At 61.9% G+C, this 16,007-nt stretch carries 9 protein-coding genes and 1 tRNA gene; 4 read left to right on the top strand and 6 right to left on the bottom strand.

The features are described 5' to 3' along the window. Positions 1 to 264 precede the first annotated feature (264 nt). The 4 genes from ACK4FZ_RS01395 to rluD all read right to left on the bottom strand — a co-directional run bounded on the left by ACK4FZ_RS01395 (position 265) and on the right by rluD (position 6,878). Positions 265 to 1,335, bottom strand: coding sequence for a ribonucleotide-diphosphate reductase subunit beta (locus ACK4FZ_RS01395; protein WP_144373903.1), 1,071 nt, complete (start codon positions 1,333 to 1,335; stop codon positions 265 to 267). 338 nt (positions 1,336 to 1,673) lie between these two features. Further along, the gene (locus ACK4FZ_RS01400; protein WP_409817953.1) at positions 1,674 to 4,547 is read right to left on the bottom strand and encodes a ribonucleoside-diphosphate reductase subunit alpha; all 2,874 of its coding nucleotides are present in this window, start codon (positions 4,545 to 4,547) and stop codon (positions 1,674 to 1,676) included. Between the two features lie 449 nt (positions 4,548 to 4,996). Beyond that, positions 4,997 to 5,761: a peptidoglycan editing factor PgeF gene (gene pgeF / locus ACK4FZ_RS01405; RefSeq protein WP_409817954.1), complete on the bottom strand. Its 765-nt coding sequence runs from the start codon at positions 5,759 to 5,761 to the stop codon at positions 4,997 to 4,999. Continuing rightward, positions 5,751 to 6,878: a 23S rRNA pseudouridine(1911/1915/1917) synthase RluD gene (rluD, locus tag ACK4FZ_RS01410; RefSeq protein WP_144373906.1), complete on the bottom strand. Its 1,128-nt coding sequence runs from the start codon at positions 6,876 to 6,878 to the stop codon at positions 5,751 to 5,753. The genes pgeF and rluD overlap by 11 nt, the downstream gene beginning before the upstream one ends. A 256-nt stretch (positions 6,879 to 7,134) precedes the next feature. Between rluD and ACK4FZ_RS01415 the strand changes: the two genes are divergently transcribed. Together ACK4FZ_RS01415 and ACK4FZ_RS01420 are read left to right on the top strand one after the other, a co-directional pair. Then, the gene (locus ACK4FZ_RS01415) at positions 7,135 to 9,327 is read left to right on the top strand and encodes a PhoX family protein (RefSeq protein ID WP_409817955.1); all 2,193 of its coding nucleotides are present in this window, start codon (positions 7,135 to 7,137) and stop codon (positions 9,325 to 9,327) included. A gap of 204 nt (positions 9,328 to 9,531) precedes the next feature. After that, on the top strand, positions 9,532 to 10,323 hold the full coding sequence (locus ACK4FZ_RS01420; RefSeq protein WP_409817956.1) for an outer membrane protein assembly factor BamD: 792 nt from the start codon (positions 9,532 to 9,534) through the stop codon (positions 10,321 to 10,323). Positions 10,324 to 10,452: 129 nt separating this feature from the next. On the opposite strand, the gene ACK4FZ_RS01425 is transcribed toward ACK4FZ_RS01420, so the two are convergent. Further along, positions 10,453 to 10,791 (bottom strand): P-II family nitrogen regulator, encoded by a 339-nt coding sequence (locus tag ACK4FZ_RS01425; RefSeq protein ID WP_144373909.1) that lies wholly within the window; start codon positions 10,789 to 10,791, stop codon positions 10,453 to 10,455. Between the two features lie 149 nt (positions 10,792 to 10,940). On the opposite strand from ACK4FZ_RS01425, the gene purL reads away from it, so the two are divergent. Continuing rightward, the gene (gene purL, locus ACK4FZ_RS01430; protein WP_409817957.1) at positions 10,941 to 14,822 is read left to right on the top strand and encodes a phosphoribosylformylglycinamidine synthase; all 3,882 of its coding nucleotides are present in this window, start codon (positions 10,941 to 10,943) and stop codon (positions 14,820 to 14,822) included. A 168-nt stretch (positions 14,823 to 14,990) separates the two neighbouring features. Here purL and ACK4FZ_RS01435 read toward each other — a convergent pair. Then, positions 14,991 to 15,075, bottom strand: a tRNA-Leu gene (locus ACK4FZ_RS01435). Between the two features lie 160 nt (positions 15,076 to 15,235). On the opposite strand from ACK4FZ_RS01435, the gene ACK4FZ_RS01440 reads away from it, so the two are divergent. Then, on the top strand, positions 15,236 to 15,925 hold the full coding sequence (locus ACK4FZ_RS01440) for a Bax inhibitor-1/YccA family protein (RefSeq protein ID WP_409817958.1): 690 nt from the start codon (positions 15,236 to 15,238) through the stop codon (positions 15,923 to 15,925). Positions 15,926 to 16,007: the final 82 nt, after the last annotated feature.

Consider the following 16,007-nt stretch of genomic DNA (forward strand, 5'->3'; position numbering starts at 1 on the left):
GGGGCTATTGATGCAAAATCAATAGCCTTTCATCGTAAATTAGCATACAAGTTTTATGCCGGACAGACTACGAACCCTAACGAGTAGTAAGAGATCGGCACCCACTTGTTACTAACAGCCCAATCCTTACTGGCTCCCCGCACCATGAGAAAGACTCTGCATTACAGTCCTTTCTCATGGTGCCAAATTAGATTTCATGCTTTGGCTATCGGAAATTGCAAATTTTGACTACAAAATTTCAAGCTTTCCGATTTCTGACAGATATCAATCCCAGCTCAGCGCGCCGCCAGTCTGGTACTCGGTCACGCGCGTCTCGAAGAAGTTTTTCTCTTTCTTCAGGTCGATCATCTCGCTCATCCACGGGAACGGGTTGTTTACGCCGGGGAACAGCTGCTCCAGGCCGATCTGTTGCATGCGGCGGTTGGCGATGAAGCGCAGGTATTCCTTGAACATGCTGGCGTTCAGGCCCAGTACGCCGCGCGGCATGGTGTCTTCGGCGTAGGCGTATTCCAGGTCTACCGCTTTCTTGAACAGTTCCACGATCTCGGCCTTGAAGCTGTCGGTCCAGATTTCCGGCTGTTCCAGCTTGATGGTGTTGATCAGGTCGATACCGAAGTTGCAGTGGCTGGACTCGTCGCGCAGGATGTACTGGTACTGTTCGGCGGCGCCGGTCATCTTGTTCTGGCGGCCCAGCGCCAGGATTTGCACGAAGCCGACGTAGAAGAACAGGCCTTCCATGATGCAGGCAAACACGATCAGCGATTTCAGCAGGGTCTGGTCGGTTTCCAGGGTGCCGGTCTTGAATTCCGGGTTGCACAGCACGTCGATGAACGGCAGCAGGAACTCGTCCTTGTCACGGATGGATTTGATTTCGTTGTAGGCGTTGAACACTTCGCCTTCGTCCAGGCCCAGGCTTTCCACGATGTACTGGTAGGCGTGGGTGTGGATGGCTTCGTCGAAGGCCTGGCGCAGCAGGTACTGGCGGCATTCCGGGCTGGTGATCTGGCGGTAGGTGCCCAGTACGATGTTGTTGGCGGCCAGGCTGTCGGCGGTGACGAAGAAGCCCAGGTTACGCTTGACGATGCGCATTTCGTCTTCGGTGAGCTGGCCGGTTTTCCATTGCTCGATGTCGCGCTGCATGTTCACTTCTTGCGGCATCCAGTGGTTGGCGCACTGGGCCAGGTATTTTTCCCAGGCCCATTTGTGCTTGAACGGCACCAGCTGGTTGACGTCGGTCTTGCCGTTGATCACGCGTTTGTCCACGGCGTTGACGCGGCCTTCGGTGTTGGCAGCGGGGGTGGCAACGGCGGGGGTATCGTCGAAGGACAGGCTCATTATTCTTGCTCCGATTACGGTATGGGGTTGAACGTGCATCTGGCGCGCCGTCTGGTGGGAGGGCGCCGCGTCATCCCGAAACCGGCTGCGGGGCAACCGGTTTGAGGATGGGTTGGCCGCGTGCGGCCAACCTTGGGTGCTGCTTGTTTTTTGCCGGTTTCCCGGATGCGGCTACGCCTTATCCGGGCTACGTTTCCCTCACCCCGTTCCCCTCCCTGAGGGAGAGGGAGGCTAAGGTGTCGGCTGGGCTGCTTCCCCGGATGCGGCTAGCGCCTTATCCGGGCTACGGTGTTGCGTTGACCCTTTACCGGCGGGGAAGGGTCGGGCGCGGGCCGTGTTTACTGGCAGCTTTCGCAGTCCGGGTTGTCGATGCTGCAGAACTTGGCATCGGTGGCCGGGGTGGTGTCCACCACGGCGGCCGGTGCGGCGGCTGCAGCAGCAGCGGCACCGCCTGCTACCGGTACGGCGTTCAGTTCGCCGCCACGGCCGGTGGATTTCTCGGCCGAGCTGGCGCCCAGGGTGCGCAGGTAGTAGGTGGTTTTCAGGCCTTTTACCCAGGCCAGCTTGTACAGCTCGTCCAGTTTTTTGCCCGAGGCGCCGGCCATGTACAGGTTCAGCGACTGTGCCTGGTCGATCCATTTCTGGCGACGGCTGGCGGCTTCTACCAGCCAGCTCGGGTCCACTTCGAACGCGGTGGCGTAGATGGCTTTCAGCTCGGCCGGTACGCGGTCGATGCGGCCCAGGCTGCCGTCGAAGTATTTCAGGTCGGCCACCATCACTTCGTCCCACAGGCCCAGTTTTTTCAGGTCGCGCACCAGGTATTCGTTGGTGACGGTGAATTCGCCGGACAGGTTGGATTTCACGAACAGGTTCTGGTAGGTCGGCTCGATGGACGCAGACACGCCAATGATGTTGGCGATGGTGGCCGTCGGCGCAATCGCCAGTACGTTGGAGTTACGCATGCCGTGGTCGGCAATGCGCTTGCGCAGGCTGGCCCAGTCCATGCGTTCGCTGCGGTCCATTTCCAGGTAGCCGCCGCGCTCGGACGCCAGCAGGTTGATGCTGTCGTGCGGCAGGATGCCACGGTCCCACAGGCTGCCTTTGTACGACGGGTAGCGGCCACGCTCTTCGGCCAGCTCGGTGGAGGCCAGGTAGGCGTAGTAGGCCACGGCTTCCATCGATACGTCAGCAAATTCCACGGCAGCGTCGCTGGCGTACGGTACGCGCATCTGGTGCAGGCAGTCCTGGAAGCCCATGATGCCCATGCCTACCGGGCGGTGCTTCAGGTTGGAGTTGCGTGCTTTCTTCACCGGGTAGAAGTTGATGTCGATCACGTTGTCCAGCATGCGCAGGGCCACGCGAACGGTGCGTTGCAGCTTCTCGGTGTCCAGCTCCAGACCGTTGGCGCCTTGCTTCAGGTGGCGGGCCAGGTTGACGGAACCCAGGTTGCAGACGGCGATTTCGTCGTCGTTGGTGTTCAGGGTGATCTCTGTGCACAGGTTGCTGCTGTGTACCACGCCCATGTGCTGCTGCGGGCTGCGGATGTTGCACGGGTCCTTGAAGGTGATCCACGGGTGGCCGGTTTCAAACAGCATGGTCAGCATCTTGCGCCACAGGCTCAGTGCCGGAATCTGTTTGAACACGCGCAGCTCGCCGCGACGGCCTTTTTCTTCGTAGGCGGTGTAGGCTTTTTCGAAGGCTTGGCCATAGATGTCGTGCAGGTCCGGGGTTTCGCTAGGCGAGAACAGGCTCCACTCGCCACCTTCCATCACGCGCTTCATGAACAGGTCCGGAATCCAGTTGGCGGTGTTCATGTCGTGGGTGCGGCGGCGGTCGTCACCGGTGTTCTTGCGCAGCTCCAGGAATTCTTCGATGTCGGCGTGCCAGGTTTCCAGGTAGGCACACACGGCGCCTTTGCGCTTGCCACCCTGGTTTACGGCGACGGCGGTGTCGTTCACCACTTTCAGGAACGGCACCACGCCTTGCGATTTGCCGTTGGTGCCCTTGATGTGGCTGCCCATGGCGCGCACCGGGGTCCAGTCGTTGCCCAGGCCGCCGGCAAACTTGGACAGCAGCGCGTTTTCCTTGATGCCTTCGTAGATGCCGTCGAGGTCATCGGCGATGGTGGTCAGGTAGCAGCTGGACAGCTGGCTGCGACGGGTGCCGGCGTTGAACAGCGTGGGGGTGGACGACATGAAGTCGAAGCTGGACAGCACGTTGTAGAACGCAATGGCGCTGTCTTCGCGGTTCACTTCGTTCAGTGCCAGGCCCATGGCGACGCGCATGTAGAACGCTTGCGGCATTTCGATGCGTACGTCGTCCACGTGCAGGAAGTAGCGGTCGTACAGGGTTTGCAGGCCCAGGTAGCCAAACTGCAGGTCGCGTTCCGGTTTCAGCGCGGCGCCCAGTTTTTTCAGGTCGTACTCGGCCAGTTTTTCATCCAGCAGTTCGGCGGCAATGCCTTTCTTGATGAAGTCGGGGAAGTACAGCGGGTAGTGCTCGCCCATTTCTTCCTGGGCAATGGCTTCGCCCAGGATTTCCAGACGGATGTTGCCCAGCAGCAGGCGGGCGGTCACGTAATCGTAGGCCGGGTCCTGTTCGATCAGGGCGCGGGCGGCCAGGATGGCGGACTTGTTGACTTCTTCTTCGCTGACGCCGTCGTAGATGTTCTTCAGCGTTTCGGACAGGATGGCGTCCACGTCGGTGGCGGCCAGGCCTTGGCAAGCAGATTCGATGCTGGCGCGCAGGCGGGCAACGTCCAGCGGCAGCTTGCGGCCATCCTTGCGGGTGACGTTGATCTGGATCTGGTGCAGCGCTTCGCCGCGGGCGGCGCGGTCTTGGGCACGTTGTTCGCGGTACAGTACGTAGGCACGGGCCACGTCGTGTTCACCGGCGCGCATCAGCGACAGTTCTACCTGGTCCTGGATGTCTTCGATGTGAATGGCGCCGCCTTCGGGCTTGCGACGCATCAGCGCGCTGACTACGGCCTCGGTCAGCTGGGCCACCTTGTCGCGGATGCTGGCAGAGTTGACGCTCTGCGAACCCATCACCGCCAGAAAGGCCTTGGTAACGGCGATGGAGATCTTAACCGGCTCGAACGCCACCACGGCGCCATTGCGGCGAATGGTCTTGTACTGGCTGTAGTCGTCCTGCGGGGCGGCGGCGCGGCCCAGCTCGGCGGCGGTGTTGGCGTCGGTGGTGGTCAGTGACATTGGCAGTGGCCTCGTGATTTAGCTTGGTTGTTCGGTGAGCGGCGCGGGCGGCGGTTGCCAGGGCAACGGTGCCGGGCGCGACGCGGTCGGGCAGCAGGGCTGCGCGGCAGCTGTGGACAACTCTGTAGATAAGCTGTGTGCCAGCTGTGCACAAACACAATATATGCTGTTTTGACCGGAAAGCGACGCAAATTCTAGTGTTGAAGTGATGTGCGGGCAAGTCTTGACAGCCTTGGCAAAAAGCTGAAAGCCGCGCCAGTATTGGCTTTGCGGGGCAAAGTTATTTTTGTCGCCAGGCCAGGGGCGGGCAGGGGGTGTAGCTGCAACAAGGGTTTGCCGCTGCGGCGCTTTTGCCACAGCGCGGCGTTTATGACGTCTGTTGCGTGCTTGCGACGCCCAAAAAGCAACAAGGGCGGCCGCAGCCGCCCTTGACCCACAAGATGTTGTGGTTATTTGAGCCAGATCAGGCTGGCCATCCGGCCAGTGACCTGGTCGCGGCGGTAGGAAAAGAAGCGCTCGCGCTCGATCACGGTGCAGGCGTCACCGCCGTAGACGGCATTCACGCCGGCGGCGGCCAAGCGTTGCCGGGCCAGCTGGTAGATGTCGGCCAGGTATTTGTCGTTGCCGATCGGTTCGAAGGCGCTATCGGCGCGTGCATCGTGCGCCACGAAGGCGGCGCGCACCTCGGCGCCCACTTCGAACGCATCCGGGCCGATGGCCGGCCCAAGGTAGGCGATGACGTTGGCCGCATTCACCTGCATGGCGTCCAGCGTGGCTTCGATAACGCCGCCACACAGGCCGCGCCAGCCGGCGTGGGCGGCGCCCACTACGGTACCGTCACGGTCGGCCAGCAGCACCGGCAGGCAGTCGGCGGTCATCACCGCGCACACCACGCCGGGGGTGCGGCTGAAACTGGCGTCGGCGACCGGCACGCTGCCGGGCGTTACCGTGGCAGCGTCCACCACGGCAATGCCGTGCACCTGCTGCAGCCAGGCCGGCTCGGCCGGCAGCTGCTGGCGCAGCAGCGCTCGGTTGGCCGCCACGTTGGCCGCGTCGTCGCCAACGTGGTCGCCCAGGTTCAGGCTGGCGTACGGCGCCGGGCTGACACCGCCCTGGCGGGTGGTGACCAGGCTGCCCACGTTGGCCGCCGCCGGCCAGTCGGCAGCAAAGCTGCCCAGGTCGGCTGCCGGCGTGTGCATCGGCTTAGCGTACATAGTGCACTTCCACGTCGTAGTCTTCGTCGTCCCAGTCGTCGTCATCGTCGTCAAACTCACTGGCCTTGGCAGCGGCTTTGGCGTTGGCGGCGGCAAACTTCTCGTCGCGCTCGGCACGCAGCAGCGCCAGCAGCTGCTTCATGTCGTCCGGCAGCGGCGCTTTCCAGCCCATTTCCTTGCGCGTGGCCGGGTGCACCAGCGCCAGCGAGAAGGCGTGCAGCGCCTGGCGGTTCATCGCCTTGATGGCGGCATCGGCGGCTTCGCTGCCGTGGTGGCGCGGGTTGCCGTAGGCCGGGTCGCCGGCCAGCGGGTGCTTGGCTTCGCGCATGTGGACGCGAATCTGGTGGGTGCGGCCGGTTTCCAGCTTGCACTCGACGTAGCTGAAGTCTTCGTAACGCTCCAGCACGCGCAGGTGGGTAATGGCCGGCTTGCCGCCGAAGCGCACCACAGCCATGCGCAGGCGGTTGTGCGGGTCGCGGCCGATCAGCGTTTCGATCTTGCCGTCGTAGGGCACCACGCCGGTGGCGACGCAACGGTAGATGCGTTTGACGGTGCGGGCTTGCAGCTGCTGCACCAGGTCGGTCTGCGCCAGCAGCGTTTTGGCCACCACCATCAGGCCGGAGGTGTCTTTGTCCAGGCGGTGCACGATGCCGGCGCGCGGAATGTGTGCCAGCTCCGGGTTGCGGTGCAGCAGGCCGTTCAGCAGGGTGCCGCTCCAGTTGCCGGCGGCAGGGTGCACCACCAGGCCGGCGGGTTTGTTCACTACCAGGATGTGTTCGTCTTCGTAGATGACGGGGAAGTCTACCGGCTCGGCGGTGTAGGCCAGCGCCTCCGGCTGCGGAATCACTTCCACGGTAATGACTTCGCCGCCCAGCAGCTTGGTCTTGCCCGGCTGTTGTTTGCCGTCCAGCAGGACCTTGCCGTCTTTGATCCATTGCGTGATGCGGCTGCGCGAGTAGTCCGGCAGCAGGCGCGACAGGGCCGCGTCCAGGCGTTCGCCGGAAAAATCGTAGGGTACGGTGAGCTGTTGCGCCTCAGCGCCGGCCTGGCCTTCGCTGGCGCTGTCGGTGAGGTCGTCGTCCAGCAGGTCGTCGGCGAGGATGTCTTGTTCGTTCATGGCGGTATGGCGTGAGGTAAATCGAGCGATTTTAAAGCACTGCGGCCAGCTTGTCCTGCCGCGTACGCGCCAGGAGCAGCGGGCACGGGCCGGCAATGCGCGTACGGCAAGCGGCATATCGCAGCAATGGCCTGCGAATATTTGGCACAAGTTGACAGGTAACAACCCTGAAACAGCGCATTAACCGGCAGGTAATGCCAAACACTTACTATCAAACGGCTGTTTTGCCCGATAAATCAACTTACACAAGCACATCATGAGCAAAAATAACTTCACCCCGCTACCCGATGGCCGCGACCCGGATGACGTGGGTAATAACACCTCTGCCAACCCAAGCATGCAGGATATCCTGGCCGTCAGCATGAGCCGCCGCGGCCTGCTGCGCAGCAGTGCCGGCGCCGCCGTATTCGGCAGCATGGGCCTGACCGGCTGTCTGGGTCTGGGTGGGTCTTCCGGCAGCAGCGCGCCGGCGGCAGCCAGCGAAACGCTGCTGGGCTTCAAACCGGTGGCCAAAAGCGTGGCAGACGCCTTCATCGTACCGGAGGGTTATACCGCCAGCGTGATTTTTGCCAAGGGCGACCCGATGTTCGCCGGCGTGGCAGCCTTCAAGAACGACGGCACTGACACTGGCTACGACAAGCGTAGCGGCGACCACCACGACGGCATGCAGTATTTTGGCCTGAACGCCGCCGGCAAGGCCGACCAGAAAGGCGCCAGCCGTGGCCTGCTGGGCATCAACCACGAATACATCGACGAAGTGACGCTGCACGCCAATGGCCAGACCGCCGGTAGCAACCGCCTGGCCAGCGAAGTGGATATCGAAATCGATTGCCACGGTGTGGCGATCGTGGAAGTGACCAAAGGCAACAATGGCCGCTTTGCCACCGTGCCCACCAGCAGCTTTAACCGCCGCGTTACCGCGCATACCACCATCGAGCTGAGCGGCCCGGCGCGTGGCAGCAGCCTGCTGGTGACCAAGTTCTCCACCGACGGCACCCGCACCCGCGGCACCGTCAACAACTGCGGTACCGGCAAAACACCGTGGGGCACGCTGCTGACCGGCGAAGAAAACTGGGCCGGATACTTCAAGCGCGGCAGTGACGCCGCCGCACGCAGCGCCAAAGAAGCCGTGGCGCTGACCCGCTACGGCCGTGGCGTCAACAAGGCCAGCCGCTATGGCTGGGAGACCGCAGGCACGGACGAGCGCTACGCACGCTGGGACATTACCGCCACCGGCGCTACCGCTGCCGACGACTTCCGTAACGAGATCAACGGCCAGGGCTACCTGACCGAGATCAACCCGTACAACCCGACCAGCGTAGTGAAGAAGCGTACCGCTACCGGCCGCTTTGCCCACGAGGGGGCGGCGTTCTCGCTGCTGAAGCCTGGCAAACCGCTGGCCATTTATATGGGTGACGACTCGCAGTTCGAATACATTTATAAGTATGTATCGAACGCCAACTGGGACCCGGCCGACGCCAACCCGGCAGACCCGATGGCCACCGGCGACAAATACCTGGATAACGGCAAGCTGTATGCGGCCCAATTCAACGCCGACGGTACCGGCACCTGGCTGGAGCTGTCGCTGGCCAACCCGCTGGTGGCAGGCTACGCCACCTATGCCTTTGCCGACCAGGCCGATGTTGTGGTGAATGCCCGCCTGGCGGCAGACGCGGCTGGCGCCACCAAGATGGACCGCCCGGAGTGGAGCTCTACCCACCCGACCACCGGTGACATCTATTTCACGCTGACCAATAACAGCAGCCGCGTTACCAGCGGCAGTGATGCCAGCAAAGTGGTGAATGCGGCCAACCCGCGCAGCTATGCCGACATCAAGAACGGCACCAGCACCCAGCGCGGCAACGTGAACGGCCATATCATCCGCATTGCCGAGCAGGGCGATGCCGACAGCACCAGCTTCAAGTGGGACATTTACCTGTTTGGCGCCGAATCCAGCGCTCCGGCCAGCATCAACCTGTCCGGCCTGGGCGACAGCAACGATTTCTCCAGCCCGGACGGCTTGCAGTTTGCCGACAGCACCGGCATTTGCTGGATCCAGACCGACGACGGCGCCTACAGCGACGTCACCAATGACCAGATGCTGGCCGCGCTGCCGGGCCGCGTAGGCGACGGCGGCAAGGTGTCGGTTGCCAACGGCAGCGTGGTGGTTGACACCTATGTCGGCAAAAAACCTACCAACGACACGCTCAAGCGCTTCCTGGTAGGCCCGAAAGGTTGCGAGATTACCGGCGTGGCCGAAACCCCGGACGGCAAGGTGATGTTCGTCAACGTGCAGCACCCCGGCGACGGCATTGCCGTCAGCGAGCTGGGCGACCCGAGCAAGTATGTGAGCCAGTGGCCGTCCAATGCCGGCTACGGTGCGGGCCAACGTCCGCGCTCGGCCACGGTGATGATCATCAAGAACGATGGCGGCCGCATCGGCACCTGATATCAGCCACGGTGGCCGGCCCTGGCCACCGCTGACAAGACCAACCCTGCATGCCGGCGCATGCAGGGTTTTTTATCTGCTGGTGGGCGCCTTTCTGTTCCAGGCAAAGTAAGCAATGGCAGCTTGGCAAGTGAGAAAGTGCTGCCAGACGTGCGCACACAACAGTTTTGGTTATAATCGTGCGCAGTGAAACAAGGACACCCCATGAAAAAAAGCTTTGTAGCCTTGCTGGCCGTGCTGTTGATGGCCGGCTGCGCCTCGGTGGAGCCGCAGGATGAAACCCGCGGCTGGACGGTAGACCAGATCTACGCCAGCGCTCACGAAGAAATGAACGGTGGCAACTACACGCGCGCCATCAAGCTGTACGAAACCCTGCAGGCCCGTTTTCCCTACGGTCGCCAAGCGCAGCAGGCGCTGATGGAGCAGGCCTACACCCACTACAAGGATAGCGAGCCGGAGCTGGCGCTGGCAGCTGCCAACCGCTTCTTGCGTCTGTACCCCACCCACCCGAATGCGGATTACCTGTACTACCTGAAGGGTTTGGTGCATTACAACGACGACAGCAGCTTTCTTGCCCGCGCCACCGGGCAGGACAACAGCGAACGCGACCCCAAGGCCGCCCGCGACTCGTTTAACAGCTTCAAAGAGCTGATCACCCGCTACCCGGACAGCCGCTATGCCGAAGATGCCGCCGACAAGATGGGCAAACTGGCACGTGCACTGGGCGGTCACGAAATGCATGCCGCCCGCTACTACATGAAACGGGGCGCATGGCTGGCAGCAGCCAATCGTGCACAAACCGTGGTGCAGGAATATGCCAACACCGGCCATAACGAAGAGGCGCTGGCCATCATGGAGCAGGCCTACGGCAAGTTGGGCTTGAAGCAACTGCAGGAAGACACCCGCCGCATCCTGGCGCTGAACTTCCCGCAAAGCGTATACCTCAGCGCGCCGTGGGAGCCGCGCCAGCTGCCGTGGTGGCAGTTCTGGGGCTAAACCCGCACACCAAGCAAACCGCCCTTACCGGGCGGTTTTTTCTTGCCTGCGGCGGGGTGATAGGCATGAAAAAGGCCACCGCTAAGGTGGCCTTGAAAAGCAGGGCAAGGTGCTGACAGGCAGAGTGGGTCAGACCGCGTCTTCGCCGGTTTCGCCGGTACGGATGCGCACCACTTGCTCCACCGGGTAAACAAAAATCTTGCCGTCGCCGATCTTGCCGGTGCGAGCGGCAGCAACGATGGATTCGATGGCACGGTCTACCAGATCGTCGGCAATCACCACCTCGATTTTCACCTTCGGCAGGAAGTCCACCACGTATTCGGCACCGCGGTACAGCTCGGTATGGCCCTTTTGGCGACCGAAGCCTTTGACCTCGGTAACGGTCAGGCCGTTGATGCCAATGTCAGATAATGCTTCGCGAACCTCGTCCAGCTTGAATGGCTTGATGATGGCTTCGACTTTTTTCATGATCGTAACTCCTTGTATGGGCAGGCCAAACCGGTCGGCGCGGGGTGGGATTGTCTGGCAATATTCCACCTGCGGCCTTATAAATGCAGGGGATTGCGTGTATTATTACGCGCTTTCCTGATCCTTGTCTCCATTGTTGCGGGTATACAATGTCGCACATTCTCAAGCTGCGGGGCGGTGTTGCCCTGTCCCAGTTCCGACTTGACAAACTCCTGGCCAATGCGCGCGAAGCCGGTCTACCAGACCTGACTGTCGCGGCCGAATACTGGCATTTCGCCGAGAGCGAATCGCCGCTATCCGAGGCACAAGTTGCCGTGCTGGAAAAACTGCTGACCTATGGCGAACCGCCGCTGGCACAGGAACCGTCCGGTGAATTCTTCCTGGTTACGCCGCGTCTGGGCACGTTGTCCCCGTGGGCGTCCAAGGCAACCGACATCGCGCGTCACTGCGGCCTGGACAACGTACTGCGCATCGAGCGCGGCATTGCGTATCACGTTCAGTCTGCCACCCCGTTTACCGAAGAGGCTCGCCAGCGTTTGGCGGGCCTCTTGCACGATCGCATGACGGAAACCGTGCTGGCCAGCCTGGCCGACGCGGACCGCCTGTTCGTGCACGTCGAGCCGCAACCGCTGTCCACCGTGGACATCCTGGGTGGTGGCAAGGCGGCGCTGGACGCGGCCAACGCCGACATGGGCCTGGCGCTGTCGCCGGATGAAGTGGACTACCTGGTAGAAAACTTCATCAAGCTGCAACGCAACCCCACCGACGTGGAGCTGATGATGTTCGCGCAGGCGAACTCCGAGCACTGTCGTCACAAGATTTTCAACGCCCAGTTCATCATCGACGGCGTGGAGCAGGGCAAGTCGCTGTTCCGCATGATCCGCGACACGCACGACGCCCACCCGCAGGGCACCCGCGTGGCGTACAAGGACAACGCCTCGGTCATCGATGGCGCCACCATCGAGCGCTTCTACCCGCAGCCGGGCAGCCACACCTACGCCTTCAGCGAAGAGCCGACCCACATTCTGATGAAGGTGGAAACCCACAACCACCCGACCGCGATTTCCCCGTTCCCCGGTGCGTCTACCGGTAACGGCGGCGAAATCCGCGACGAAGGCGCCACCGGTCGCGGTTCGCGTCCGAAGGCCGGCCTGTCGGGCTTTACCGTGTCCAACCTGAACGTGCCGGGTTTCCAGCAACCGTGGGAAGCCAAGCAGTACGGCAAGCCGGGCCGCATTGCGTCCGCGCTGGACATCATGATCGAAGGCCCGATCGGCGGCGCCGCGTTCAACAACGAATTTGGCCGCCCGAACCTGGCCGGTTACTTCCGTACCTTTGAAGACGACTTCCAGGGCGAACGCCGTGGCTACCACAAGCCGATCATGATCGCCGGTGGCCTGGGCAACATCCAGGAACAGCAGATCTTCAAGAACGAGATTCCGGAAGGCGCACTGCTGATCCAGCTGGGTGGCCCCAGCTTGCTGATCGGCTTAGGCGGCGGTGCTGCCTCCTCGATGGATACCGGTGCCAACAGCGAAAACCTGGACTTCGACTCGGTTCAGCGCGGCAACCCGGAAATCGAACGCCGTTGCCAGGAAGTGATCGACCGCTGCTGGCAGCGCGGTGCGGCCAACCCCATCGTGTCCATTCACGACGTGGGCGCTGGCGGCCTGTCCAACGCCTTCCCCGAGCTGGTAAACGACGCCGGCCGTGGTGCCATCTTCCACCTGCGCAAAGTGCATCTGGAAGAAAAAGGCATGACCCCGATGCAGATCTGGTCCAACGAATCGCAAGAGCGTTACGTAATGGCCGTGATGCCGGAAGACCTGGCTACCTTTACCGAGATCTGCGAGCGCGAGCGTTGCCCGTTTGCGGTGATGGGCGTGGCCACCGATGATGGCCACCTGCAAGTCCGCGATGACTACTTCGATAACAATCCTGTCGACATGCCGCTGGAAGTGCTGCTGGGCAAACCGCCGCGCATGACCCGCGACGTGAAAACCGTGCCGGTGACCACCGACGCGCTGAACGCCGCGCAGTACGACCTGAAAGAATCGGCGTACCGCGTACTGCGTAACCCGACCGTGGCCGACAAGAGCTTCCTGATCACCATTGGCGATCGTACCGTGGGCGGCATGACCGCGCGCGACCAGATGGTAGGCCCGTGGCAGGTGCCGGTAGCCGACGTAGCTGTGACCGCGATGGGCTTCAACACCACGCTGGGCGAAGCGATGTCTATGGGCGAGCGCACCCCGGTAGCCCTGTTTGACGCGCCGGCAGCTGGCCGCGTGTCGGTAGGCGAATCGCTGCTGAACCTGGCTGCGGCCAACGTAGGCGAGCTGGGCAATGTGAAGCTGTCTGCCAACTGGATGGCGGCCGCCGGCCATGCCGGCGAAGACGCCAAGCTGTACGCTACCGTCAAAGCCATTTCCGACCTGTGCGTAGCCATCGATGTGAGCATTCCGGTGGGCAAGGACTCGCTGTCGATGAAGACAGTGTGGGAAGAGGCTGGCGAGAAAAAAGCGGTCACTGCGCCGCTGTCGCTGATCATTTCCGCGTTTGCCCCGGTGGCCGACGTACGCAAGACCGTCACCCCGCAACTGCGCGCTGCCGACAGCGCACTGCTGTTGCTGGACCTGGGCGAAGGCAAGAACCGCCTGGGCGGCTCCATCTTTGGCCTGGTATGGAACGACATGAACGGCCAGGCGCCGGACGTGGATAGCGCCGACAAACTGTCGTCTGCCTTCACCGTAATCCAGTCGCTGGTGGACGACGGCAAGCTGCTGGCTTACCACGACCGCTCCGACGGCGGCCTGTTCGCCACGCTGGCCGAGATGTGCTTTGCCGGCCACCTGGGCGCGCAGGTCGAACTGTCGGCGCTGACCGGCGGCAACGCGGCCAACGTCAACGCCGTGCTGTTCAACGAAGAGCTGGGCGCGGTGCTGCAAGTGGCTGCCGACGAGATCGACAACGTGCTGAAGCGCTTCGAGATCATGGGTCTGGCGGCCAACGTATCGGTCATCGGCATGCCGGCTACCGACGGCGTGCTGCGCCTGGTACACGGCGACGACGAGCTGTTTGCCCAGAGTCGCGTGGCCCTGCAGCAAGCCTGGTCGGAAACCAGCTACCGCCTGCAACGCCTGCGTGACAACCCGGCGTGCGCTGACAGCGAGTACGCCCAGATCACCGACGCCGATGCGCGCGGCCTGTTTGCCGAGCTGACCTTCGACACCGAAGACAACCCGGCGGCGCCGTTCATTGCCACAGGTGCGCGCCCGCGCATCGCCATCCTGCGCGAGCAGGGCGTCAACGGCCAGATCGAAATGGGCGCCGCGTTTACCCGCGCCGGCTTCGAGGCGGTAGACGTGCACATGTCCGACGTGATCGCCGGCCGCGTGCAGCTGGCCGACTTCAAAGGCCTGGCGGCGTGCGGTGGCTTCAGCTACGGCGACGTGCTGGGTGCAGGCGAAGGCTGGGCCAAGAGCATCCTGTTCAATGGCCAGGCGCGCGAGCAGTTCGAGGCCTTCTTTGGCCGCGGCGATACCTTCGCGCTGGGCGTGTGCAACGGCTGCCAGATGATGTCCAACCTGTCGGACATCATTCCGGGCGCCCAGCACTGGCCGAAGCTGAAGCGTAACGCTTCCGAGCAGTTCGAAGCCCGCTTTGCGATGGTAGAAGTGACCGAGTCGCCGTCCATCTTCCTGCAGGACATGATCGGCTCCAAGCTGCCGGTGGTGGTGTCGCACGGCGAAGGCCGCGCGGTATTTGCCCCGGGCGCGCAAGAGCAGGTGCTGACCGCGCTGCGTTACGTGGACTTCAATGGCCAGGCTACCGAAACCTACCCGCTGAACCCCAACGGTTCGCCGGCAGGCATTACCGGCGTTACCACGCCGGACGGCCGCTTCACCATCATGATGCCGCACCCGGAGCGCGTATTCCGCACTCTGCAGAACAGCTGGCACCCGGAAAGCTGGGGCGAAAACGGCGGCTGGTTCCGCATGTTCGCCAGCGCCCGCCGCTGGGTGGGCTAAGGTTGGCCGCAGGCTGATAGCAAAACGCCCCGCAGTGCGGGGCGTTTTTTTATTCTGACAGCCCGGCAGCAGCGAGTGGAGCGGGGAGGAACTTTTTTGCGTGATGTTTTTCAAAGCTGTAATGACAAAAGCGCCTGCTCTTTACAGAGTCAGACGCTAGTCAGAGGGTGGTGCGAAAGGAGAGACTCGAACTCTCACGCCGCGAGGCGCTGGAACCTAAATCCAGTGCGTCTACCAATTCCGCCACTTTCGCACGCTTCGACACAGAAAACGTCGAGGTGATGAATATTAGACCAAAAGCTTTTATTTGGCAAGCACTGATATCAAATAGCGCAACGGCGGAACTTATGTAACAATATGTAGTCAATGACATTTGCAGTCCCCAAACAACACGCGCGAGGAGAACCATCGCCATGCAACCGAACCTTCACACTGCTTACAAAACCACCGCGTACAGCGGCGCAAGCCATAAGGTTCTTCGTAATACCTACGGCCTGCTGGCCCTGTCCATGGTGCCCACCGTCATCGGTGCCGCCGTTGGCGCCAACATGAATTTTGCCTTTATGGCATCCAGCCCCATCATGAGCGTACTGGCCATGATGGTCGTGATCTACGGTCTGATGTTTGCAGTACAAGCCAACCGCAACACTGCGCTGGGTGTACCGCTTATGCTGGTATTCACTTTCGCCATGGGTCTGATGCTGGGGCCGTTGCTGCAAGTAGCCCTCAAACTGTCCAACGGCGCTCAGTTGATCATGGTTGCTGGCGGCGGTACGGCAGCAGTGTTTGCCGTGATGGCCGGCATTGCCACCACCACCAAGCGTGACTTGTCCGGCCTGGGCAAATTCCTGACTGTTGGCGCCGTGGTGCTGATCGTTGCCATCCTGGCGAATATCTTCCTGCAACTGCCAGCCCTGGCACTGACCATCTCGGCCGCTTTCGTAGTGTTTAGCTCGCTGATGATCCTGTGGGAAGTGAAAAATGTAGTGGATGGTGGCGAAACCAGCTACATCTCTGCCGCACTGGGTATTTACATCAGCATCTACAACCTGTTTAGCAGCCTGCTGCACCTGCTGATGGCCTTTGCAGGTGATCGCGACTAAGCGCTAAGCACCACCCAATCCAACGCCGGCCTCTGTGCCGGCGTTTTTATTGCCGTCGCCTGTGAAAACGTACATAATCAAA

Source organism: Vogesella sp. (assembly GCF_046297735.1).
GTDB lineage: Bacteria > Pseudomonadota > Gammaproteobacteria > Burkholderiales > Chromobacteriaceae > Vogesella > Vogesella urethralis.

Excerpts from the sequence above, each read along its gene's own strand:
- ACK4FZ_RS01400 (WP_409817953.1), bottom strand. The coding sequence starts at position 4,547 with ATGTCACTGACCACCACCGACGCCAACACCGCCGCCGAGCTGGGCCGC.
- ACK4FZ_RS01425 (WP_144373909.1), bottom strand. The coding sequence starts at position 10,791 with ATGAAAAAAGTCGAAGCCATCATCAAGCCATTCAAGCTGGACGAGGTT.
- ACK4FZ_RS01415 (WP_409817955.1), top strand. The coding sequence starts at position 7,135 with ATGAGCAAAAATAACTTCACCCCGCTACCCGATGGCCGCGACCCGGAT.
- ACK4FZ_RS01440 (WP_409817958.1), top strand. The coding sequence starts at position 15,236 with ATGCAACCGAACCTTCACACTGCTTACAAAACCACCGCGTACAGCGGC.
- ACK4FZ_RS01395 (WP_144373903.1), bottom strand. The coding sequence starts at position 1,335 with ATGAGCCTGTCCTTCGACGATACCCCCGCCGTTGCCACCCCCGCTGCC.
- purL (WP_409817957.1), top strand. The coding sequence starts at position 10,941 with ATGTCGCACATTCTCAAGCTGCGGGGCGGTGTTGCCCTGTCCCAGTTC.
- pgeF (WP_409817954.1), bottom strand. The coding sequence starts at position 5,761 with ATGTACGCTAAGCCGATGCACACGCCGGCAGCCGACCTGGGCAGCTTT.
- rluD (WP_144373906.1), bottom strand. The coding sequence starts at position 6,878 with ATGAACGAACAAGACATCCTCGCCGACGACCTGCTGGACGACGACCTC.
- ACK4FZ_RS01420 (WP_409817956.1), top strand. The coding sequence starts at position 9,532 with ATGAAAAAAAGCTTTGTAGCCTTGCTGGCCGTGCTGTTGATGGCCGGC.